Genomic DNA, 21,283 nt, shown 5'->3' on the forward strand with positions numbered 1-21,283 from the left:
CTATTTCTCCCAGCTCTCCAGGTCGACCGTGTCGATCCAGTTCCGACCTGCGTGATTGAGGGCTTCAATGTCTGCATCCACCATGAGCCGCGCCAGGTCAGGCGTATGAATGGTCGCCTTCCACCCCAGCTTGTCCTGCGCCTTCGATGCGTCCCCCACCAGAGCGTCGACCTCGGTGGGACGTAGGTATCGCTCGTCGAACTTGACGTGCTCCTCCCAGTTCAGCCCAGCGTGCTCGAATGCGATGCGCAGGAAGTCCTTTACCGTGTAGTTGCCGCCGGTAGCGAGAACAAAGTCGTCCGGCTCATCGGCCTGGAGCATGCGCCACATGCCCTCTACATACTCTGCCGCGTAACCCCAGTCACGCACGGCGTCCAGATTGCCCATGTACACATGCTCTTGCTTTCCAGCCTTAATGGCGGCAACTGCACGCGTGATCTTTCGCGTCACGAAGGTTTCGCCTCGACGAGGAGACTCGTGATTGAAGAGGATGCCGTTCACGGCGTACATGCCGTACGCCTCCCGGTAATTCTTCGTGATCCAGTAGCTGTAGACCTTGGCGGCACCGTAGGGCGAGCGGGGGTAGAACGGAGTCTCTTCATTCTGAGGGGGAGGAGTTGCACCAAACATCTCCGAGGATGACGCCTGATAGAACCTTGTGTCGATGCCGGCGAGTCTTACTGCCTCAAGGAGACGGACAGTTCCCATGCCGGTCGTGTCTGCGGTGTGTTCCGGCTCGTCGAAGGAGACCCGAACGTGTGACTGCGCTGCGAGGTTGTAGACCTCGTCGGGCTTGATATCGGCAAGGAGCGTCACCAGACGAGATCCATCACTGAGGTCCCCGTAGTGAAGGAAAAGCTTTGCCGCCGGGTCGTGAGGATCCACGTACAAGTGATCCACGCGCGTGGTGTTGAAAGTTGAAGCTCGTCGAATCAAACCGTGAACTTCGTAGCCCTTCTTTAGGAGGAGCTCCGCGAGGTAAGAGCCATCCTGACCGGTGATACCGGTAATCAGTGCCTTCTTCATCAATCCACTACTTCCTGTCTGCGGCCACCTGCGCCCAAGCGCCGTCACCGTGATTCGCACTGTTTGAGGTAACCAGCCCAAGCTGCCGCTCCGGCGCTGACTGTTCGATTCTTGCGGAAAAAATGCTGCCCGGATGCTCCCATGGCTCCTGCAAGCGTCGAGTCAGATGCGATCCTCTCGATCACTCCCCTCAGGGAGGTTACATCAGTTGGATCGGCGACAAGGCCCGCACACGCGGACGCGATGTCCAGTGCCGCCTGGGAATCGGCGGAACCCAGAAACAGTATCGGCCTACCCACCGACATGGAGGCGTACACCTTTGACGGTACGCAGGTGCCCGTGGCCTCGACCGCCAAAGAAGCTACGTGCCAGTCCGCGGCTCGCAAAAGCTTACCCATGTCCCCAAACGGAACAGGCGGAAGAAAATGACAGTTCTTCAATGCGAGATCTTGAGCAAGTTGGCTGGCCTCATCAAATTTCGCGCCCTGACCCACAACGACGAGATCGATGTCCGCGTTCTGCGCTTCTGCGAATGACTGAACCAGTCCTGCCAATGGATGATTCTGACCTGCACGCCCGCTGTATAGCATCATGAGCTTCGAAGTCAGTCCGAGATCCGCTCGAAACAGATCGATTTCGCTCTTGGTTGATGCAGTGACATCGGCGTGCCAAATCGGGATGATCTGCGAATTTCTCTTGGCTATCGATCGAACTTCCTCCTGCATGCAGGAGCCAATGACAACTACCTCGTGCGCAGACTTCAATGAAGCGACTTCCATGAACCGTCGTAAGTTTCGCTTTGGCGTGGATCCATTCATTGCCAAGTCTTGGGACCGATACAAGTCTAATGCCCAATTGACAATCTTTGGCGCCGTCGGCCGGAGAATCGAAACAACGCGAAGGAGTAACGTCAGCCCGGTGGGTATGTCCACTAGGATGAGAAACTTGGCGGGTTGGCGCCGAAGCAATATATGACAAGCGAGTTCTAGTGAAAATAGAATTTGCTGGAGTGGACGTGCATTAGATGGCGCCACTTTGGACACGGTAGGACGCACAACCCGCGCATCCAGCCCTTCGGCAATCAAACCGCCCTTCAATTCTTCGAGGGCGCGGGCTACTGCGTCCTTATGATTGTCCGCATAGGCGTATGCTAAATCAACGCGCAAGGAACTCATGAGGGTTTGCCCTTTCCGGCTGGCGAATTTTGATTTGTGTCCATGTGCATAAGTAGCGGCATTGCAAATTGACCTACGATGAAGCTGATGAGTCGGATCCCACTTCAGCGAAATCGTTGGCACGGCTTCGAGCCTGCCGAGCGAGGACAGCAGCAGTTAAAGCAATGACAAGCGCCTGCAAACCTTGCATGACGAAAAACACGACGGGAAGCTGCTGGAGCGTCGACAGGGCGGCGAGGGCCGACACGAGCACAACCGACGACCCGAACCGCATCCATCCGATCGACGCGTATTTGCCGGTCACTCTAACTTGAGCCAGCCACGGAGACCCTAGGGCGAACAGCACCGCGGACAGTACGGCAATGATTAGCGCGAGTCTCGTTGGGGTCGCGTCGAGACCGAAGACCATAGCGATGATTGTCTGTCCGACCGAAAGCGCGAGCGCGCCGCCGGTGATCGACACTCCAAGTATCGCCACCCAAAATACTCTTATGGCGCTTTTTGCCTGCTCCGCCTTCGTGCTCAACAGAGGAGTGAGACTCAGTGTTAATCCGGTAAACACCAGGGAGAGCGGCGAGAGGATCGCGGACAGTGCCCGGATCGCCGCAACGTCGCTGGGGACGCCGAAATGACTGATGATATACAGGGAAACGTGAGCTATTAATACAATACCCACCGCATCAATCAGGAGACTTTTTGCGTTCTTCCAAATCTTTGTTTTGTACCACCCCTTGGCGGTCAGGCTCGGGGGGGTGTTCTTTCTGGTCAGAGCTAAGCACACCAATGCCGACACTAATCCTGCAACGGCCCAGAGGACGAGGAGGCGTTGCCAGCGGTTGGGGTCGTATAGATGATCGGATAAGCCTCCGATGAACAGGATGCAGACCGAGACTGTGGTCGCCGCTAGAGCGGCGGTTGGTCTTTCCAGTGCGTATGCTCTGATCCTGACGAATTCCGCGCCGAGCATCACTCCGATGACTACTCCAATGACGAAGTAATTCCCTTCGAAGGGTAACGCCACTGCAGTACAGAGCATTGCGAGTGCTCCGCCAGCAATTGAAAGGGAAAATGCTATGCGAAGGTATGGCCCTCCGCGGTCTCCCAAAGGTAGCGCCAGGAGAGGCTCTGCGAGCACAGCCCGGCCAAGCGTGAGCAGCCCGAAATACACGGCAGTCACCAGAGCGAATGCTGCGATGCTCTGCGTACCACCCTGAGCAGCGAAGACAACTAGCGCAAGATTGACGACCGCGATGAGGCCTTGATCGGCGATGCCGAACAAGCTGGTACTTCGTGCACGTCGAACGTTCATCAATTGTTATCCTTGGAGGCGAGAGTGGATCTCACACTTGCGCTATGCATCGCGTCGTTCGCCGGCCGGAAACACAATGGCCGCCGGTCCTTTGACTGAGGCAAGATCTGGCACCGACGTAAGGACTACGGCTCCAGCGCCGATCCGGGCCCCCCTTCCAACGGTTATCCCACCCAAAATAATTGCCCCAGCGCCGATTTCTACATCTTCGGATATAACAGGACAAGGTCCTCCATCAACCCGGCTGCCGATGGTGACTCCATGTCGCAGTGTGACATTCTTTCCGAGGACCGCCTGATCGTTAATCACAATTCCGACTCCGTGATAGATCGTCAGTCCAGGACCAACCCTAGTTCGAGGTCGGATCTCGATTCCCATAATCCACTCGACAACCAAGCGGTAGGCGACCACAATTGGCAGGGTCAGCGGCGATCCTTGATCTACCCTTGCCCAATGAGCAAGGCGGAAAAAGCAGCACACGAATCTTGCTTTGCTGTCTCCGGGGTTGGACCGGAAGTCGCTCTTAATCAGATCAATTAAGGAACTGTGATGCTCAGGAGAACTCATTAACAAGTTCCTTCCATGAATCGTCGAATGCTTGACGTGAGAAGCGCGCAGCGAATTTCTCACGGGATGCTCGGGACATTTCTTCCCACAGTACGTCGTCGTTTGCCAGTTTTTCGACAGCTAGTCGTAATGCGTGTCGGTCGCCCTGGCATACAACAAAGCCTTCGCGACCATTCTCAATGATATCGGCAACCCCTCCAGTGTCGTACGCGACGACTGGAATGCCATTTCTCAAAGCTTCTATGAGTGTAAGAGGTTGCGCTTCCAGCTTGTATGTGCTTGGAAATACGAGGATCTTTGAGCGACGCAGAATCAACTGCTTTTCCTCACCAAACACGGCGCCGTGAAGTACTACAGTCTGCTCGTGAATCTGGGAGATTTTCGCCTCCAGCGCAGCCTTATACGCCCTATCAGCATCGGCCCCAACGATCTCAAATGAGAAGTTCGATGCTGATTCCCAGCCGGCTGCAACGTGGACAAAGTCAAGGGCCCCTTTAGAAGGAATCAAGTTCGATATGAAAGTGATGCTCTTGCGTCCTGTGATTGGTTCGTCGGCGGATCCATCATGGCGGTCGGAGAGGCAGTTCTCAATTACGGCGACTGCGTTGGACCTGGCGAACGATTCCACGTCAGCAGTTAGTTTCTCGGATAAACAAACGACTCGGGCCGCCTTGGCAAACATTCGTTTGACCAAGAGTCGCCAAATCATACCCGCCTTAGCTAGTTCAGAAAATCCTACGGTGTGGATATAGAGGATCGTGGGAATGCGGTGATGGCGGATTATTTCGTGAAGCAGGGTGTCCACCAAGAAGGAACCTCGACGCGTCGTTGCGAAGAGGATGATAACGTTCGGTTTCCTTGCGCACGCTTTCTGGACGTCTTTGGCGAGCCCAACAACGAGAAGTAGTTTCCTCAAGCTGAAGCCCCCCACTTCTTCGATAGATCGACTGAACTTCTTGTTGACAAACTGAATGTCGTGCTCGTGTTCTTTGAGCGAATCCAGCAGAGTTGCGGTCATCACGGTTGACCCGTGGACGGGTGGTGGGAGTTGGCTAATTACAGCTACATTACGCGCCACTAAGGCTTTACGCTTCATCCTTAGTTCTTTCCTCGGGCCCCGAGGCGGAACTGCTCGAGGCAGGCCAAAATGAAGCCGACATTTCCGAAAAGGTACCGGCGCCAAAGTCTCCGGGGTTCCGTGATAAGCCTGAATGTCCATTCGAGGCCGAGAGGGGAAAGCCAGGCCGGAGCCTCCCTCTTGGTGCCGGCGCTGAAATCGAAAGCTGCTCCAATAGCTACGGCGACAATGGGTAGTGACTTGGCAAGTCTTGAGACTTCAAGGTCTTGTTTCGGTGTGCCGAGTCCGACCCACACAATGTCGGCTCCACTGCTCTGAATCGCGTCGTCTTGCACGGCCAGTTCTTCATCGGTCAAGGGTCGAAATGGGGGGCTATTCTGACCAACGATAGTGGCGCCTGGATAGTCTCGAGTGAGGTTCGATGCGAGCTTCTCAATCACCTCAGGTGTCGAGCCAAGTAGGTAATGACGGATAGTCCCGTGCTGGGAGGCCGCGAAAACGTCCTTGAAGAGTTGTGGTCCCCGGACCTGCCGGAGTTGCGGCGACCGGTGCATGAGCCGAGACATCCATGCGACTGGCCGGCCGTCGGGAAAGACGAAGGTCGCTGCATTGAGAAGCTGACGGTAGGCGCGATCTTTGCGAGCAAGTGCGACGGTATAGGCATTTGCAAAGTGGACAGCAATGCCCTCGCTTCGCGATGCTGCCGCGACCCCCAAAAGGTCCTGGATCGCGTCGCTCGGCGTGCTTATTGTGAACTTCACTGAACCGAGGAGTAGTTTTCCTGACATTCCGAACCTTATCGATTAGTCGGCCGACTTACGCTTCTTCTCATCGCCCATGAGATGCGACGGTGTGAGCGTGCGTGAACGTGGATGTGCAATATGTTGACGTAGGAGGTCGCAGGGTGCGCTGTTGAGGAGTGGACGGCACCGCGCGGGGGGTGTGGCTAGAGTTAAAGATGGTTCCGCTTGATGGTAACTCGGATGATTTCTTATAGCGGAACCGTCGTGTCGCACCGAGCGAACAAGTAGAGATCCTTGGGCTGTGGGCTCGTCGATCTGCTGACTCCTAATACTGTTTCGTCCTGCACCAACACGGCGATGGCCAGGGCTCGAGCACCGAACTGTCTTCAAGTTGCTGTTTGGAGTACGGTCTCCTGCTGATTTCAGTCGTTACGTGGCGACCGATGTTCGAGCTCCCAAGCAACGATTGATTGCACTGAGGGCACTAGTTCGCGCACCATCTGTTGGTAGACCTCGTCCGGGCGGCGATATGGGTCAACAACATCATCGTGAGAGGGGTCTGAGGGGTGCGCGCTGCGTGCGCGAACGACCTTTGGCAGTAGTGCGCGCCACCGACGTGGGCCGTCGAGCGACTGGTCGCCGTCCACCGTGGCGAGGACGCGCGCGAACTCACGCAAGGTGAAGGTCTTTCGTAGAAGCGACGGAGACATCTCGATCGCTCGGCTCCGGTGCTCCCGGGTGAGGGTCAGGATGAGGTCTTGGTTGCTCAGAATGCCCTCGCTGAGTTGCCTGGCCCGGAACCCCTCAGGGTTCCCATTGAAGACGCGGACAAGGCCGGCTACCTGTGCGTCGATTGGTGCACCAACCAATGCACCGGTGCCTGCGCTGGACAACTCGAACTCACCGGGTGCGATGGTCGCAAAGGAGCTTTGTAGCAGTCGCTCCACCATGGGTGAGCGGCAGATGTTGCCCGTGCATACGGCGAGAATGCGAAACGGAGTATCCATGGTCATGCCCCCAACCGTCAAAGAGTTTGCCCCGCGCAGTGGTTGCCAGCAGCAGTGCGAGAGGCTGCCTCTTGAGCCTACCGTCCGTGCGCCGCCGACCGGGCTAGGCGCGTGAGCCTACACCGCTGAAGTTCAGGATTTGGCAATCGGTCAGGGTCTGCCAATTCCCTTGTAGTTCCAACCCGCGGCTCGCCACTTTAAACTGTCCAGCGTGTTGCGCCCGTCCAATACATTCTTTGCCCGAACCAACTGTGCTGCATGCTGCGGCGCGAGAGACCTGTACTGATCCCACTCCGTCAGCAGCAGCACAGCGTCTGCGTCATAAATCGCGCAGTCCAAATCATGCTCGTATGTGAGCTCCGGGAAGCGGCGCCGCGCGCCGTCAATGGCTTGAGGGTCGGTAACGGTGACCTCGGCTCCTTGTAACTGCAGCTGTGCGGCGATGTTCAAGGCAGGGGAGTCGCGCACGTCGTCGCTGTTGGGTTTGAACGCTGCACCGAGAACGGTGATGTGCTTACCCAGTAACGAGCCGCCGAGGAGCCCGCGAGTGAGCTCGACAGCCCGCATGCGGCGGCGCACATTGATGTCGTCGACTTCGCGCAGGAAGGTGAGCGCTTGATCTGCGCCCAGCTCACCCGCACGCGCCATGAACGCTCGAATGTCTTTCGGCAGGCACCCACCGCCGAAACCGATACCCGCGTTCAGGAACTTGCGGCCGATTCGCTCGTCCATGCCGATGGCGTCGGCGAGCACTGTGACGTCTGCACCGGTCACCTCGCAGACCTCCGCCATGGCGTTGATAAAAGAGATTTTCGTGGCCAGAAAGGAGTTCGCGGCGGACTTCACGAGTTCAGCGGTGGCATAGTCAGCCACGAGGCGCTGCGTGCCGAGGGAGAGCGAGGTGCTGTAGACCTCGTCGAGGGCAGCGGTGGCACGCACACCCGGCTCGCCGTCAGGTATCCCATAGACGAATCGATCCGGTGAGAGCGTGTCCTTGACGGCGAAGCCCTCGCGGAGGAACTCCGGATTCCAGGCAAGCACGGCATCGGGGTGGCGCTCGGCAAGGTTCTCGGCAAGGCGGGCCGCGGTGCCTACCGGGACCGTGGACTTGCCGACTACTACGTTGCCTGGTTCGAGGGAGTCCAGCAGGGAGGCGAAGGCGGTGTCGACGTGGCGCAGGTCCGCTGCGTACTCGCCCTTCCGCTGAGGGGTTCCGACGCACAAGAAGTGGACCTGTGCTCCTTTGGCGTCGGCAATGTCGGGGCTGAACTTCAGCCGGCCAGAGGCCAGGACGTCATTGAGGAGTTCGGGCAGTCCCGGCTCGAAGAAGGGCACGCGTCCTGCCTGCAGCTCACCAATCTTCCAGGTGTCGGCGTCGATGCCGACGACGTCATGCCCCAGCTTCGCCATGCATGCAGCGTGAACCGCACCCAGGTAACCGCAGCCGATGATGGAAATGCGCATGCCGGTGCTCCTCGCGGAAGGGACTGATCCGAGGATGACGCTAGCGAGACCCGGAAGACTCCCAGTGAGCGCAGGCTGGGACTAACTGAACAGTCGGTGAACCTATGACGTCCGCCGGCGGTGGCGCGCCGAGACCAGCATCCATGCCACCAGAGTGCCGCACACCGCCCCGATGGTGTTGGCAAGCACGTCGTCCGGCGTCGCGACCCGTTGCGGCAACAGGAGCGCCTGTGTTCCCTCGATGAGCAGCGAGAGCACCATTCCTGCCAGCGGTCCGGCCCACCGCCAGCCCCGCGGAATGAGGATGAACCAGAACAGGCCCAGGGGCGCGAACATCAGCACATTGGACAGGAATTCCACCGAGGAGTAGGTCACGAATGCGGGTAGCCCATGGGTGTACAGATACGCCAGTGCCCGCTGAAGGAGCGGTCCGCCTGCACGGTCTACCGGTGTCGGCCACAGGACGATCAGCGCCACTGCCACCAGCCATGCCGCACACAAGCCCGCGGTCACAGTCCTGTACCGGGTCGAGGGGAGCGGCGCTGTGCTCACGGGAAGTCCTTCGAGAAAGAAGACTGATGGGCGGTAGGGGAGTAGCGCTTTATTATGGCCGCAAGAACCTGAGGAACAGCCGACCCTCCACCTTCCTGTACGATTGAACGCGATGCCTAGGCGAGGGAGCGGGCCGGAGGAAGAATTATCCGGCCGTACTCCGTGATCGACGGTGGCTAGCGACTCTACTGGTTTCTAGACGACTGCCCCACGCGTGTTCCTTCCGCCCCGGTGACGTCCCAGTGCTCCCGCCTACCGTGGAGAGCCGCAACCGTTCAGGAGAAACCATGTCCGAGCAGAAGCTCGCAGCACACGTCCGCACCGAATTCGGCAAGGGCTCGGCCCGCCAGGCCCGCCGCGCCAACATGATCCCCGCGGTCATCTACGGCCACGGCGCGGACCCCATCCACATCCTGCTGCCCGCGAAGGCGACCACGCTGGCCGTGCGCACCCCCAACGCCCTGCTGACGCTGGACATCAACGGCGAGGACCACCTCGCCCTGGTCAAGGACATCCAGCGCAACCAGCTCAAGCGCATCGTCGAGCACCTCGACCTGCTGACCGTCCGCCGTGGCGAGAAGGTCCAGGTCGACGTCGCGATCCACGTCGAGGGCGAGCCCGCCGCGGACGTCACCTTCAACCTCGAGGCCAACACGGTCCTCGTCGAGGCCGACGCCACCCACCTGCCCGAGACCCTCACGGTCAACATCGAAGGCCGCGGGGTCGGAGAGCACATCCACGCCTCCGACATCGAGCTGCCCCAGAATGTCACCCTCCTCACCGAGGCCGAGACGCTCATCGTCAACCTCATGGCACCGACGGTCCAGGACCTCGGCGAGACCCCGGAGACCGACGCTGACGTCGAAGGCACCTCCGAAGGCGCGACCGCCGGCAACGCCGACGCTGACGCCGTCATCACCGACGCCGACGAGCAGTAGGCAAGCAACCGGTGTCCACTGACACCTGGCTCGTAGTCGGGCTCGGCAACCCCGGGCCCGGCTACGCCGGCAACCGCCACAACGTGGGCCAGATGGTCCTCGACCTCCTCGCTGCCCGGATGGGCGGCCGCTTCACCTCCTCGAAGGCGCAGGCCGTCACACTCGAGGGGCGGATGGGCATCGGCGGACCGCGCCTGGTCCTGGCGAAGCCACTTACCTACATGAACATCACCGGCGGCCCGGTCTCGGCGCTCTCCCGCTTCCACGACGTCGCGCCTGACCACGTCATCGCCGTACACGATGAAATCGATATCCCCTTCAACACCCTCAAGCTCAAGCTCGGCGGGGGTGAAGGCGGACACAACGGCCTGCGCGACATCAGCAAGGCCCTCGGCGCCAAGGACTACTACCGCGTGCGGGTCGGGGTCGGACGCCCGCCGGGGCGCCAGGACCCGGCGGACTTCGTGCTCAAGGACTTCGGCACTGTGGAGAAGAAGGAGCTGCCTTTCCTGCTCGACGACGCCGCGGATGCGGTCGAGCTCCTCATTCGCGACGGACTCACGGCCGCCCAGCAGAAATTTCACGCCCCCGCGTAGGCGAATCAGGCGAGGGCGCGTCCCACCTACCCTTCAGGTGACGCGCAAGCTGCGAATAGCTAGCGACCACCCACGGCAGATGACGGCTCGAAGTTGATTGCGCTAAGTGCCACCTTTGCGGACCTCGGGTCGATGGCCAAGAATGGCGCGTTCGACGGGCAGACAGACGATACAGCCCCTCTTCGTGCCGCACTGCAGGCGGCCACTCACGCCCTAGAACTTGGCGGGCGGACGACGCTAGTGTCCGGGCTCTCGTTCCCACGGGGAAATCTGACTGTCCGCAACGCGACCATCATCGTCGGCGCGCAGACGGCGAACGCCAGCTTTGGGGCGGGCATCACGCACGACTCTCTCGACGGAGTCACCTACGAGAACGTGACCTTCACGCTCGCGGCCGGCGCTAACCCGTCAGCGATGGTGAGGGCGCTGGCATTCGTGAACTGCCGGAACGTGAGTTTCAAGTCGTGCCGATTTAGGGGCTTCACGGGCAACGCCATGTACTCCTCAGGCACGCAAATCGTCCTCGTGGATGACTGCGGCTTTTGAAGCAACAACACCATGAGCACCGGAATCGCCGACCCCGGCGACGACTACGGGGACCTCGCCTTCTTCGGCGGGACTGACGTTACGGTCCAGCGCAGCAGGTTCAATGCGGGAGGCGCTTCCGTCTCCATCTCCGGCGTCAAGCACGCAGTCATCGCCAATAACGAACTCCGGGGAGACCCTGCCAACGTGTGGGCGATGGGTGTCTACATCATGCGCGACGCCGAAGACGTTGTTGTCCTCGAGAACGACGTCTCAGGCTTCGCCAACGAGGCCGTCGTCGTGACCAACATCGGCAACACCGGCGACCCTACCGCTGTATCCCGCAACATCCGGGGTGCGCGACAACAAGATCCGCAAATGCGCGTTCGCAGGCATTGCAGCGGCAGTCGGCGTCGAGGACGTCATCATCCAAGGCAACGACATCGGCAACACCACCATTCCGCTACAGCACGGAATCACGGCTACAGGAGTGCGGACGCTGAAAGTGCTGGACAACAAGGTGCACGGGCAGTCGGGCGCGTACGCCGTCGACCTGAACGCCTGCACGGACTACGAGGTGGGCGGCAACACGCTCTCCGGCTCGTTCGACAACGCTCAACTGTCTCTCACCAGAACAGCCACGACACCGTCGACAAGAACAACCTGACAGTTCCGGCCGCCAAGGTAGGCACCTTGATTTACCCCAAAGCGAGCGATGACCACCTCGACCTCGCAGCTAACAGGATCATCGGACTCATCGCTTCCGCTCAGCTCTTCAACTGCACGACATCAAACAACCTGACCCGCTCTACGATCAGCCGGAACAAGCTCACCCTCGGGTCGGTCTCGCTGCCCTTCAACAAGGTCGTTGTCGTGACAGAGAACATCTTCACGACCGTAACGGGGGCGATCGTAGACAACGGTGGGTGCGTCATCGCGAACAACCCAGGATTGCCTGCTTAGACAGCGGCCAGGTTGCAGTCTGCGGCGAGCTTCAGCGTGGTGGTGCTATCCCGGTAGTTCTTCGGAGATAGGCGCCGGAGGTTGCCGCTGGGTCGCCCTGCGCGAGCCAGATGTACAGCCCAAGGACAAGGATGAGCGCGAGAATGATCGCAACGTTTCGCTGGAGTTGCCGCGTCGCCCAACTCAGTGCTGGGACGTCTGCTCAATCTGAGGCCATGCTGTCAGAATAGCCGGCGGCCCTCATCTAGGATTGCCGAATGCGGGGAACACTCACAGTACAAGGTGCGAAGAAGCCGGTTACAGCCATTACGGGGACGCTAGCAGTTGCCTTGCTACTTGCGGGAACCAGGTGGGGATCGTACATCGGCTACGCTCCACTGTTCCTCACCGACGTGCTCATTGCGCTGGCCGTCATCCACGCCGCACTGGGGCACGCCACGCGTGGCACGAAGGCGCTCAGCGCTGGTCGCCGCAGGCATCCTCCCTTGATGTTCATCGCGTTCTTTGCCTACCTGGTCCTGCGCGCCCTCCTGTCCGTCGAATACGCCTTCACGATGGACTGGGTGCGAGATTTCGTTCCCTTCGCGTATGGAGTTCTCGCCTTTATCTCGGCAGCGAGCTTTGCCGTTGCGAGCAAGGAGGACCAGGCGCGAACAATGAAGTGGATTTGGGGGGCGTTGATCTTTCACCTGCTCTGGACTGCGGGGATAGTTCTCAGTGGGGTGAACACCGAAGCATTCCCTCGGATGCCAGCCTCCGAAGTCCCTGTCTTTTCAGCGCGCCCGGACACCGATATGGCCATACTGGGCATCACGGCAGCGTTGATGCTCAGGCGAGTCCTTCTGAAGCAGAACAGATTCTGGGCAACTATCGGCATGCTTCTGGCGATCGTGACCGCAACCGGAATGCACTCGCGGGCTGGCCTGCTTTCCATGGCCCTGAGCCTGACAACCGCCTATGTCATCACATATGCAGCCGTACCCAAGTCCGACAGAAACCGGCGGACGCTTATGACTCTGGCTGTGCCCGTGTTGCTGTCAGTAGCAGCAGCTGGGGTGGCCCAAACTAACCCAGGCCAGCGCCTGATCGCCTCCGTCTTTCAGACCAGCACCGGAGCCGAGTACGAGCTGAACGCACAAGGAACAGAGCGGGCTCGGGAGATGGCATGGGAAGGCGTCACCGACTGGACTCTCTCAGACCCGAGCAGGTTCTTCTTCGGTGGCGGCTTCGGGAATGACTTCCTCTCGGAATCCGGAGTTCTCGACTACCTGCAAGGAACCGAGTACGTGAATGTCAGAAGCCCTCACAACTGGCTTGTAGGGGTACTTGCCCGCACCGGGATCGTGGGTGTCGGGCTAGCAGTGCTCATTCTCGGCGCGCTGGTAGTTCAAGTTGGCCGGACGCGTGCGCGCTTGGGGCAGGACGAATTACCTGCCGCAGCTGCACTCATCGTCCTTGGCATTATCCCGGTCGCACTCCTTGGAGTTGTACTCGAATCACCGTTCGGCGCAGTGCCCTTCTGGTGGGCGGCCGGCATCCTATTCGCCCTTCGAGCCGAGGAAGTCGAGAGTGCCGGTTGTCCCAAAAACGACACGGCCCGCAAGGAGTCTTCACCTCAGCTATACAGAGTGCGGCAAGCTCAGTTCTGAAGCTCCTGAATCGCAGCTATCAGCCGCTGCGACGTGTACTGGTGGCCAGCGTCGTTTACGTGAGCACCATCTCCAGGGACGAGGAATTGAGCCGAATTCTCCTCCGTAAACCAACCACGGAGCACGGGCTGAATCGTGAAAGCCCCTGCGTCCAAAGCCCCTGACCGAATCGGCTCAGCCATCCGCTGCAGCATCGCGCCCAAAGGCTGAGGCGCTGCCGGCCCCATTACAAGCACAGAGGTGTCAGGCCAAGCCTCCTTGGCTCTGGTCGCTACGTCCTTCACTGCAGCCCGAAGGTCCGCGGGTTCGGCTTTGTCGTCATTCAGCCCGCCTTCAATGACGACCAGGTCCGGGGTCATGTCGGGATCTTCAATCCAGAAGTTCAAGCGGTTGATGTACTGATTGTTGTCGTTCCCAATCGCTCCTTCTTGGGAGCCACCGCCCCGAACGAAGCCCGTGCCACCAATGCCGTCGATAGTTCGCTCCCACCCGAAGTAATCAGCCGTCAGTGCAGCCCAGTTGCCGTCAGCCTTATCAGATGCGCCTACGCCCTCGGCCCACGAGTCACCGATGAACAGCGCTTGCGATCCCGCAGGAAGCGCCGGCATGGTCTGGCCATTATCACGGGAGATGCCGGTTGGGGTGTAGGTCTCAGCTAGCCGAGCGTTAGCTTGCAGCACCTCTTGCTGCCTTAAGTACAAGCCGCTGAGCAGCAGGACAGCTGCAACGGCAGCGCATGCGATTGCCGCGATGCTTGCGCGCCTCGAGATGGACGGGCGGCGTTTGAATTTCCGAACTGACTGCACAACTTCCCCAATGCTCGAGACCTAGAAGGATTATGCCCCGCCGGGAGCCTTGCCATAAATCCGGTTTGTGTGACAGCGATTGGAAACGAGGTAGAGGCTTAGCTGAACGGTGCCCTTGCCCTGAGCCTCACGCTGAGCGCTTCGGACGTCACCCTTTTCGGCACCGCTACGCTCGCAGTATTCTGTCGGGCGCACCGTTTTCCGGCTCTTGGGACAACAGGACGATCGGCGCGGTCTTGATATCGTCCGCTTGCGCGTCGGCTTCAGGCCCTAACTAGTCGTTTCGGCATGGAGAAAAGCCAGCCGAGGCCGGCCCCCCTGAGAAGAATGCACAGCCCAAGGGCGGCCGCAACTAGGGCTACTACCGTGATCGCGGGGTACACGGCGGCGGCAATGGTCGAAACCAATCCGCCGTCGAACGCGGGGGTGTACAGCCGGCTGAGTAGTGCGAGCAGAGGCAGGTGGAGAACGTATACCGGCAGGGTGTGTCTGCCAATGTACTGCCCGAGCCTCTCGAACGGGCTGAATCGTGCGAGTACAGAAAGGACCGTGAGACCGGCCCAGATTGCCACGGCGGAGGCCGCAGGCCTGACGCCAGGAAAGCGGTCAGCGTCCACGACATAGATCAACACAACGCCTAGGTACAAGCCGGAACCTAGAAGGGCGCGGGTGGGGGTCGCCCGTTCTGCTACAGCCTGCACCACATGCGGGAAGTACGCTCCGGCCATGAAGAACACGAGATTGGCGGGCACGCCAAGTTGGACAGTAAGAGGCCATGCCGACACCACAACCGCTAGGCAAACTGCGATCGCCAGACTTACCGGGCGGGGTAGCCCACACAGCCCCTTCGCGATGAGGAAGTAAGCGGCTAGGGCGTATAGGTACCAGAGGCTCGATGCGGGGTATAGGAAGGCTTCAGCTACCCCTCGGGCGCTGGCCGCGTTCGTGCCGTCAATGGGAGTCGCGAGTGCGATGTAGATTGCCGCCGACACCACCAGCCAGATGACGTAGAGGTAGTAGGGCTGGACCACCCTCGGCAGCAGTGTCCTTCCCCAGGGGCGGCCTATTGACCTTGCGGCCAGGAACCCGGAGATAAGGAAGAAGAGTGGCATTCTGAGGGGGTTGAGACCGCGCCCGAAAACCTCCCAAGCGACTCGAAAAGGCTCGGGGCCGGGTAGGAACACGAAGTACTTGTTCGTGACGTGGACGAGCACGACCAAGACGATGCACGTCCCTTTGATCACGTCCGCCCAGGCGAAGTGATCGTTGGGAGCTGCCTTGCTTGCGCCGGTCAGCATCGCGCTACTGTTTGAGAGACCATTTGCGGCGACAGTACGCGGATGGCCGCCTGACCGTGGCGTCTTGCGGATTCCTTATGTCAGCATTTCGCCTCTACCCACCATGAAACTGGTTCAGCTCATTGTTCGACTCGCGTAGTCATCGAATACGGCTTCGCACTCGTTGGAACACCAGGACTTGCCGGGACTTGCGGCGTTGCACCAGCCGCATATCTTGGAAGGCGGCGGCTCGCTGGCCCACCAGTATTTGATGCTTTGCATGAGACCCATGGACGGCATCACACCCGCCATAAATCCGGCTTGCTTATATCGGCACGCAGCTCAGACGCGGACCGCTAGTGGTTCGAATCGATTTCCTGGTATCCCGAACTTGCTTCAGGACTCCGAAACATCAGCGTTCTGGCAGACGCTATAAAGAGTGAGGCCGATGGGCACGCTGTTCTCGTTGCCCCGCCTGTCTTCATGGAACCTGCAGGTTCGTGATCGCCAATCGCCTCGTGCTCCGAGACGCGTGAGGTACTCCATGTTATCCGTAATGACACCGCCCGCCCGCTGGCATTGGAGCCTGCAGCGGAGAAATAGGCGGCGACGAAGCCGGCCTAGGGGCACCTAGCACATCTGCCCTGCCCGCCTTCTCCGCGCGCCGGTACTCGCTCCGGGGCGAGGACTACTTGCGTCAGCGAGCGCTCCCACCGCGATAACGGCGCACAATCAAATGGGATTCGGCGAAACGACCTGGTCGACGAAGCAACGGTCGGGGCGGTCGCCCGCGCAGGGCGGCCGGCGGGGGATTGGTTATGGCCCTGCTGATGGACGGAGGGGACCCGCCGTCATGACCGGCGACTACATGGGTGCCTGGCCGCTACTCGAGCGGCCGGGTGAGGTTCTATCGATCATGACGACTCTCGCCGCCTCCAGCTCGGCCGGCGTGCTGATCGTTGGCGCACCCGGCAGGCAAGGTCGAGATACGGCGTCGGCATCGTGCTCTTCTGCGGGCTGGTCGATGGAAACGCGTTTCACATTGTCTCGTCCGGTTCGGCTGGAATTCGTGAGGCCGCCCCTACACTGAGCCCATGAAGCGCTCGGTCTCAGGCGTAATAGGTCTCATTCTCGCCACAAGTCTTTTCGGAGGGCCCGCCCAGGCCCAAACTCCTCCTGCCGTCGAAGGGAGCAAGACCATCACGTGCACAGCGACGGGGAGCACGGCCACCGCGGTCCGGAAGGTGGCGGCTCCCGCGGCCGGTTCCACCGCGGACTGGGCAGGCACCATCCAGTCGGCCATCGACACGGCCTCGCGGCGCGGCGGGGAGGTGGTGCAGCTCGCCGCCGGCACGTACCCGCTCTCCAAACCGCTCGTCCTCCGCAGCGGCGTCACCCTCAAGGGCGCCGGGGCGGCCACGCGGCTGAAGGCCGGCCCGCAGTTCCTCACCCGGAAGGGACCGTTCGGCGGACACCCCCTGATCACCACCAACGGCGCCACGAAGGTGACCATCTCGGACCTCACCGCGGATCAGAGCGGCAACACCCTCAACGGCAACACGCCGAACCGGCTCAACGAGTACCTGATCGACGTCCGCTACTCCACCAACGCCGTCGTGCAGCGCATCACCACGGTCAACCCCTTCACCTACTCCATCGCCGTGGTGGCCAGCACCGACTTCTGCGTCCGGTACAACACCACGTCCGTGGCCACCAACGGCAAGTACGACCAGCTCGACGGCATCCACATCCTCGACTCCAGCTTCGGCGTGGTGCAGGGCAACACGGTGGACCAGGGCTCGGGAACCGACGGCGACGACGGCCTCGTGGCGCACAGCATGGGCGAGCCGATCCACGACGTCGCCTACCTCGACAACACGGTGCGTGGCGGCCGCCACGGATCCGCGATGCAGATCGCGGTGGCGGACGCCGGGGCCTACAACCTCACGATCGCCGGCAACCGTTTCTGGGGCTCCACGGGCGGGCTCGTCACCGGCTACTACGGCGGCACCGGGCCGGTCACCAACGTGTCGGTCCGGGACAACACCTTCACGGACATCCCCGGACCCTCCGTCGACATCTACGGCGCCATCTCCGGGATCGTGCTCAGCGGCAACACGGCCGTGCGCAGCGGAGCCTTCCAGGTGGTCAGCGGCTTCGGCACCCGTATCGACGTCTGGGGCAACAGCTACTGAGGAACCGGACCTACACGGACGTGGCGTAGTAGGTCTCCGGCTCGAGGGGGATCTGCCCGTCGGGGAACAGGGCATCGGCCTGGGTGCCGTAGCCCCGGATCATGGCCTCCTTCGCGGCGAGGTGCCGGTCCCAGCCGCCCCGCTGCAACCGGTGCGCGGACACGAACTTCTCCTCCACGGGGTAGGACAGGCTGTACGGGAAGTCGGAGTAGTACACCACCTTGTCCGGGAAGAACGTTCCCACCAGGCGGGTGATCAGGTGATCCACGTGGCGGCCGATGCCGATGGGGCAGAACAGCAGTTCGGCGTCGGTCTTCTCCAGGAGTCCCTCCACCTGCGTCCGGAGGTCCTCGATCAGGGCGCGGTCGCCGCGCGAGATGCGTCCCAGCGCGATGTCGTACCGGTAGGTGGGATACCGGTGGACGAGTTCGGGGAGCACCCTCCTCACCAGGGCGGCGACGGGCGACGCGTGCCGCCGGCGGAACAGGGCGTCCTCGAGGCCCAGGTGCACGTGGCGCACCCCCAGCTGCTCCAGCACCTGGCGGTCCTCGGCCTGCCGCTCCTTGAAGAGCGACCGGGCGTCGGTGGCCGAGCACTGGCTGATGAAGGTCTTCGCCGCATGGGTGTGCGGGGGGCTCGACGGCTCGGTGAAGAGCGTCGCCACGGTGATGTCCCGCACCTGGGCGCTCTCGTGCAGCAGCGCACCGCAGGACAGCACGGCGTCGTCGAGGTGCGGTGAGAGCACCAGCCACGGGTTGTTGCTCTGCAGGGACTGCTGGAGGCGGGGCAGGACGGAGATCACGGGGAGCCTTTCGGAAGCGGGACGGAGGGGCCGGGTCATCGGGGCGTCATTGCCCCGCATGCACGGACAGCGCGCTGCGGTAGATGGCGGCCTGACGGTCCGCCTGGGTGTCCCAGTCGAACCGCCGGGCGAAGGAACGGCCCTGCAGCCCGGCGGCGAGCAGGTCGGGCTCGGCGGGGTAGCGCTGCACGAGCTCGGCTGCGAGGGCCTCCGCGTCGAACGGCGCGACCTTCCAGCCGCAGCCCTCCGGGACCACCTCGCGCAGGCTCGGGATGTCGAAGATCACCACGGGCGTGCCGCTCGCGAGGGCCTCCACGGCCACGAGGCCGAACGTCTCATGGCGGGAGGGGACGACGACGAGGCGGGCGGAGCGCATCAGGTCCAGCTTGGCCTGCCCCGAGACCCAGCCCACCAGCTCCACCGAGTCCGACACCCCGAGGGAGTCGATCAGCCGCTCCACCCGCTCCTGGTCCGGTCCGGTGCCGGCGATGACGAGCTTCGCGCCGAGCTGCGGCGCCGCCGTCGCCCAGGCCGCGAGCAGGACGTCGAGGCCCTTGAGGTGCAGTTCCAGCCGCCCCACGAAGAGCACGTCCCGGCCGAGGGTGAGATCGCCGTCGAGCGCCTCGCGGTCGATCCCGTTGCCCACCACCTCCACGGTCGCGGCCGGATTCAGCGAGACCAGCTTGTCCGCCGTGCCCTGCGACACCGCGATCAGCCGCGAGTGGCTGCGGACCCCGAAGCGCTCCAGCCAGTGCAGGGGCAGCCTGTACTGCCTGGCCTTGTCCCGGGCGTGGAGCCACTGGACCACACCGATGGTCGGCCTGCCCGTCCACCGTGGCGCGGCCATGGTGGAGAACGGCGCGAAGAAGTCCTCGACCACGAGATCGGCGCCGTGGCGCCGCCGCCGGGTCTCGAGCGGCAGCCGTGCGATGTACCCGAGGAGGCGCGTCAGCCGGTTGCGCCCCTGCCCGAAACCGATCGGCACGTAGTGCACGCCGTCCTGCAGGCGCTCCTGCGCCCCTGGATAGGTGGTGGTCAGCACGGTCACCTGGAGACCGGCCGCGGCCAGGCGCCGGTTGATCTGGTGGGTACGGACGGAGCCTCCGCCGGCACCCGGCATGAGGGGATCCTCGAACCCCAGGTGCAGCACGCGGAGAGGGCCCTCCTGCGGCGCGGCGCCCGCCGTGGCGCGGTCCAGGTCGGCAGGGCTCGGGGGAGTGCTCATGGCCTTCACCCTTTCAGATCGCGGATGGTCTCCGCGTAGACGGAGAGGGGGACATCTGTTGCCGGGTCGAAGAGATCGTCCTCGAACGCGAAGAGGAAGGTCTCCAGTCCGCAGTCCGCGGCGTACCGGGACGCCGAGCCGAGCTGCTCCCGGAGGGAGTCCGAGTTGGGCGCGCTGCCGGTCCCGGGGAGGGAGGGAGGCCCGGGGTTCTCGCCCATCACCGGGTACCCGGCGCTCCGGGCGACGGCGATCGTCCAGCGGGACGCCGACCACTCGGCCACGCCCGGGGTGTCCTCGAGCGGCAGTCCGGCGTCCTCCGCCTGGCACGTATCGGCGGGCGGGGATTCGTCGCGGGCCAGGACCGCCGTGGCGTCACCGAGTCCCGTGATGTCGGCGACGACGTCGGCCTCCGGGAGCGCAGCCCTGATGGACGGCAGCTGCTCCGGGTAGTAGAGCCCGCGTTCGAGGCTCGCGTCGCGGTCTCCCGTGCCGTCGAGGAATGCCCGGACGGCACTCTCGCGGTCCTCGGGCAGCGTGCCCCGGCCGGCCAGGGGCAGGTGGAACTCCCCGGCGAACCCGAGGCCCTGCAGGAGGCCGATCTGCCAGGCGACGGTCCGCGAGACGGAATCCGTGTACCAGTCGAGCCAGGTGCCGACGTCGTCCGCCGTGACGTCCGACCCGGACCACTCCGTGGCCCCGGGGACCCAGCCGGGCATCGGTGTGGTCTCCATGCCGTCGGGAAGGCCCTCGCCCGTCTGGGCGGCGTCGTTGTAGGCCCAGAAGCTGTTGCGGCCGGACCTGCTCTCCAGCGGGTCGGCGGGGAAGCCCAGCTCGCCGGCCTCGCTGGTGCCCAGCCGGATCGCCGAGACGCTGCCCTCGGGCACCAGCTGCACCACCTCGGAGGCGTAGCGCTCGAAGGCCCGGCGCACGTCGGCGCTGAACATCAGGTTCGGCGCGGCGGCCTCGCTGCGGGTGCCGGTCTGGTCGATGAACTCACCGTCGGGCAGGGCCCGCACCCAGTCCGGGGCGTACTGCGTGCCCAGCCCCAGGACGACGTCGAGCCCGGCGTCCCGGCAGACCTCCAGCATCGAGAAGACCTGCTGGGTGTACGCCGGCGCCGCCGCCGCGGAGTCCGGGTGGTACAGGTCCCAGCGCAGGTCCACGTGCACCACGCTCACCCCGGCCTGCTGGAGCTCCCGGGACCGGACGGAATCGCACTGCGACGCGAGCACGCCGAAGCGGGTGCCGCCGTCCGCCGCGCCGGCGTCGTCGTCGTCCTGGACCGCGACGACCGCGCTCCCGGCCGCTACGGCCGCCAGGGCCGCGATCACACCGAGCTGCCGGCGTGCCCGCCTCCTGCGCCCCTGCGGGGGTTCACCCACGGCG

At 62.4% G+C, this 21,283-nt stretch carries 20 protein-coding genes; 6 read left to right on the forward strand and 14 right to left on the reverse strand.

Going from position 1 to position 21,283, the window contains the following annotated elements:
* From gmd to V6S67_RS04990, 9 genes are all read right to left on the reverse strand, one after another.
* Positions 1-1,029: a GDP-mannose 4,6-dehydratase gene (gene gmd / locus V6S67_RS04950; protein WP_334209188.1), complete on the reverse strand. Its 1,029-nt coding sequence runs from the start codon at positions 1,027-1,029 to the stop codon at positions 1-3.
* A 41-nt stretch (positions 1,030-1,070) separates the two neighbouring features.
* Positions 1,071-2,201, reverse strand: coding sequence for a glycosyltransferase (locus V6S67_RS04955; RefSeq protein WP_334209189.1), 1,131 nt, complete (start codon positions 2,199-2,201; stop codon positions 1,071-1,073).
* Between the two features lie 73 nt (positions 2,202-2,274).
* Positions 2,275-3,480: a hypothetical protein gene (locus V6S67_RS04960; protein WP_334209190.1), complete on the reverse strand. Its 1,206-nt coding sequence runs from the start codon at positions 3,478-3,480 to the stop codon at positions 2,275-2,277.
* A 72-nt stretch (positions 3,481-3,552) separates the two neighbouring features.
* Positions 3,553-4,077 carry a serine O-acetyltransferase gene (locus tag V6S67_RS04965; RefSeq protein WP_334209191.1) on the reverse strand — a complete coding sequence of 175 codons (525 nt, stop codon included), beginning with the start codon at positions 4,075-4,077 and terminating at the stop codon, positions 3,553-3,555.
* On the reverse strand, positions 4,064-5,173 hold the full coding sequence (locus tag V6S67_RS04970) for a glycosyltransferase family 4 protein (protein WP_334209192.1): 1,110 nt from the start codon (positions 5,171-5,173) through the stop codon (positions 4,064-4,066). The genes V6S67_RS04965 and V6S67_RS04970 overlap by 14 nt, the downstream gene beginning before the upstream one ends.
* A gap of 2 nt (positions 5,174-5,175) precedes the next feature.
* Positions 5,176-5,943, reverse strand: a complete 768-nt coding sequence (locus V6S67_RS04975; RefSeq protein WP_334209193.1) for a WecB/TagA/CpsF family glycosyltransferase — start codon at positions 5,941-5,943, stop codon at positions 5,176-5,178.
* A 377-nt stretch (positions 5,944-6,320) separates the two neighbouring features.
* Positions 6,321-6,911 (reverse strand): arsenate reductase/protein-tyrosine-phosphatase family protein, encoded by a 591-nt coding sequence (locus tag V6S67_RS04980; protein WP_334209194.1) that lies wholly within the window; start codon positions 6,909-6,911, stop codon positions 6,321-6,323.
* A gap of 144 nt (positions 6,912-7,055) precedes the next feature.
* Complete coding sequence (locus V6S67_RS04985) at positions 7,056-8,369, reverse strand: UDP-glucose dehydrogenase family protein (RefSeq protein WP_334209195.1); 1,314 nt, start codon at positions 8,367-8,369, stop codon at positions 7,056-7,058.
* A 102-nt stretch (positions 8,370-8,471) separates the two neighbouring features.
* Positions 8,472-8,921 (reverse strand): VanZ family protein, encoded by a 450-nt coding sequence (locus tag V6S67_RS04990; protein ID WP_334209196.1) that lies wholly within the window; start codon positions 8,919-8,921, stop codon positions 8,472-8,474.
* 287 nt (positions 8,922-9,208) lie between these two features.
* Here V6S67_RS04990 and V6S67_RS04995 point away from each other — a divergent pair, with 287 nt between their 5' ends.
* The 5 genes from V6S67_RS04995 (at position 9,209) to V6S67_RS05015 (ending at position 13,592) form a co-directional block, all read left to right on the forward strand.
* On the forward strand, positions 9,209-9,859 hold the full coding sequence (locus V6S67_RS04995; protein ID WP_334209197.1) for a 50S ribosomal protein L25/general stress protein Ctc: 651 nt from the start codon (positions 9,209-9,211) through the stop codon (positions 9,857-9,859).
* An 11-nt stretch (positions 9,860-9,870) separates the two neighbouring features.
* Positions 9,871-10,455: an aminoacyl-tRNA hydrolase gene (pth, locus tag V6S67_RS05000; RefSeq protein WP_334209198.1), complete on the forward strand. Its 585-nt coding sequence runs from the start codon at positions 9,871-9,873 to the stop codon at positions 10,453-10,455.
* A 132-nt stretch (positions 10,456-10,587) separates the two neighbouring features.
* The gene (locus V6S67_RS05005; RefSeq protein WP_334209199.1) at positions 10,588-11,001 is read left to right on the forward strand and encodes a hypothetical protein; all 414 of its coding nucleotides are present in this window, start codon (positions 10,588-10,590) and stop codon (positions 10,999-11,001) included.
* A 12-nt stretch (positions 11,002-11,013) separates the two neighbouring features.
* A complete protein-coding gene (locus V6S67_RS05010; protein WP_334209200.1) occupies positions 11,014-11,943 on the forward strand; it encodes a hypothetical protein in 930 nt (309 codons plus the stop codon).
* Positions 11,944-12,200: 257 nt separating this feature from the next.
* Positions 12,201-13,592 (forward strand): O-antigen ligase family protein, encoded by a 1,392-nt coding sequence (locus V6S67_RS05015; protein ID WP_334209201.1) that lies wholly within the window; start codon positions 12,201-12,203, stop codon positions 13,590-13,592.
* Here the strand turns inward: V6S67_RS05015 and V6S67_RS05020 are convergent.
* Complete coding sequence (locus V6S67_RS05020; protein WP_334209202.1) at positions 13,583-14,272, reverse strand: SGNH/GDSL hydrolase family protein; 690 nt, start codon at positions 14,270-14,272, stop codon at positions 13,583-13,585. The two genes, V6S67_RS05015 and V6S67_RS05020, sit on opposite strands and share 10 nt — an antisense overlap.
* A gap of 389 nt (positions 14,273-14,661) precedes the next feature.
* Entirely contained in the window at positions 14,662-15,696 is a 1,035-nt protein-coding gene (locus V6S67_RS05025) for an acyltransferase family protein (RefSeq protein ID WP_334209203.1), read from the reverse strand.
* Between the two features lie 1,223 nt (positions 15,697-16,919).
* Here V6S67_RS05025 and V6S67_RS05030 point away from each other — a divergent pair.
* On the forward strand, positions 16,920-17,870 hold the full coding sequence (locus V6S67_RS05030) for a glycosyl hydrolase family 28-related protein (RefSeq protein ID WP_334209204.1): 951 nt from the start codon (positions 16,920-16,922) through the stop codon (positions 17,868-17,870).
* Between the two features lie 10 nt (positions 17,871-17,880).
* Here the strand turns inward: V6S67_RS05030 and V6S67_RS05035 are convergent, their stop codons facing one another.
* The 3 genes from V6S67_RS05035 to V6S67_RS05045 are packed head-to-tail and all read right to left on the reverse strand — an operon-like array spanning position 17,881 to position 21,279.
* Positions 17,881-18,672, reverse strand: a complete 792-nt coding sequence (locus V6S67_RS05035) for a PIG-L deacetylase family protein (protein WP_334209205.1) — start codon at positions 18,670-18,672, stop codon at positions 17,881-17,883.
* 46 nt (positions 18,673-18,718) lie between these two features.
* A complete protein-coding gene (locus V6S67_RS05040) occupies positions 18,719-19,897 on the reverse strand; it encodes a glycosyltransferase family 4 protein (protein ID WP_334209206.1) in 1,179 nt (392 codons plus the stop codon).
* 5 nt (positions 19,898-19,902) lie between these two features.
* Entirely contained in the window at positions 19,903-21,279 is a 1,377-nt protein-coding gene (locus V6S67_RS05045) for a hypothetical protein (protein WP_334209207.1), read from the reverse strand.
* Between the last annotated feature and the right edge of the window lie 4 nt (positions 21,280-21,283).

It is taken from the genome of Arthrobacter sp. Soc17.1.1.1 (genome assembly GCF_036867195.1).
GTDB lineage: Bacteria > Actinomycetota > Actinomycetes > Actinomycetales > Micrococcaceae > Arthrobacter_D.

What these genes read in the sequence shown, in the direction of transcription:
- V6S67_RS04955 (WP_334209189.1), bottom strand. Translation starts at nt 2,201, where the DNA reads ATGAGTTCCTTGCGCGTTGATTTAGCATACGCCTATGCGGACAATCAT.
- V6S67_RS04965 (WP_334209191.1), bottom strand. Translation starts at nt 4,077, where the DNA reads ATGAGTTCTCCTGAGCATCACAGTTCCTTAATTGATCTGATTAAGAGC.
- V6S67_RS04970 (WP_334209192.1), bottom strand. Translation starts at nt 5,173, where the DNA reads ATGAAGCGTAAAGCCTTAGTGGCGCGTAATGTAGCTGTAATTAGCCAA.
- V6S67_RS04975 (WP_334209193.1), bottom strand. Translation starts at nt 5,943, where the DNA reads ATGTCAGGAAAACTACTCCTCGGTTCAGTGAAGTTCACAATAAGCACG.
- V6S67_RS04980 (WP_334209194.1), bottom strand. Translation starts at nt 6,911, where the DNA reads ATGACCATGGATACTCCGTTTCGCATTCTCGCCGTATGCACGGGCAAC.
- V6S67_RS04985 (WP_334209195.1), bottom strand. Translation starts at nt 8,369, where the DNA reads ATGCGCATTTCCATCATCGGCTGCGGTTACCTGGGTGCGGTTCACGCT.
- V6S67_RS04995 (WP_334209197.1), top strand. Translation starts at nt 9,209, where the DNA reads ATGTCCGAGCAGAAGCTCGCAGCACACGTCCGCACCGAATTCGGCAAG.
- V6S67_RS05005 (WP_334209199.1), top strand. Translation starts at nt 10,588, where the DNA reads ATGGCCAAGAATGGCGCGTTCGACGGGCAGACAGACGATACAGCCCCT.
- V6S67_RS05010 (WP_334209200.1), top strand. Translation starts at nt 11,014, where the DNA reads ATGAGCACCGGAATCGCCGACCCCGGCGACGACTACGGGGACCTCGCC.
- V6S67_RS05015 (WP_334209201.1), top strand. Translation starts at nt 12,201, where the DNA reads ATGCGGGGAACACTCACAGTACAAGGTGCGAAGAAGCCGGTTACAGCC.
- V6S67_RS05025 (WP_334209203.1), bottom strand. Translation starts at nt 15,696, where the DNA reads ATGCTGACCGGCGCAAGCAAGGCAGCTCCCAACGATCACTTCGCCTGG.
- V6S67_RS05040 (WP_334209206.1), bottom strand. Translation starts at nt 19,897, where the DNA reads ATGAGCACTCCCCCGAGCCCTGCCGACCTGGACCGCGCCACGGCGGGC.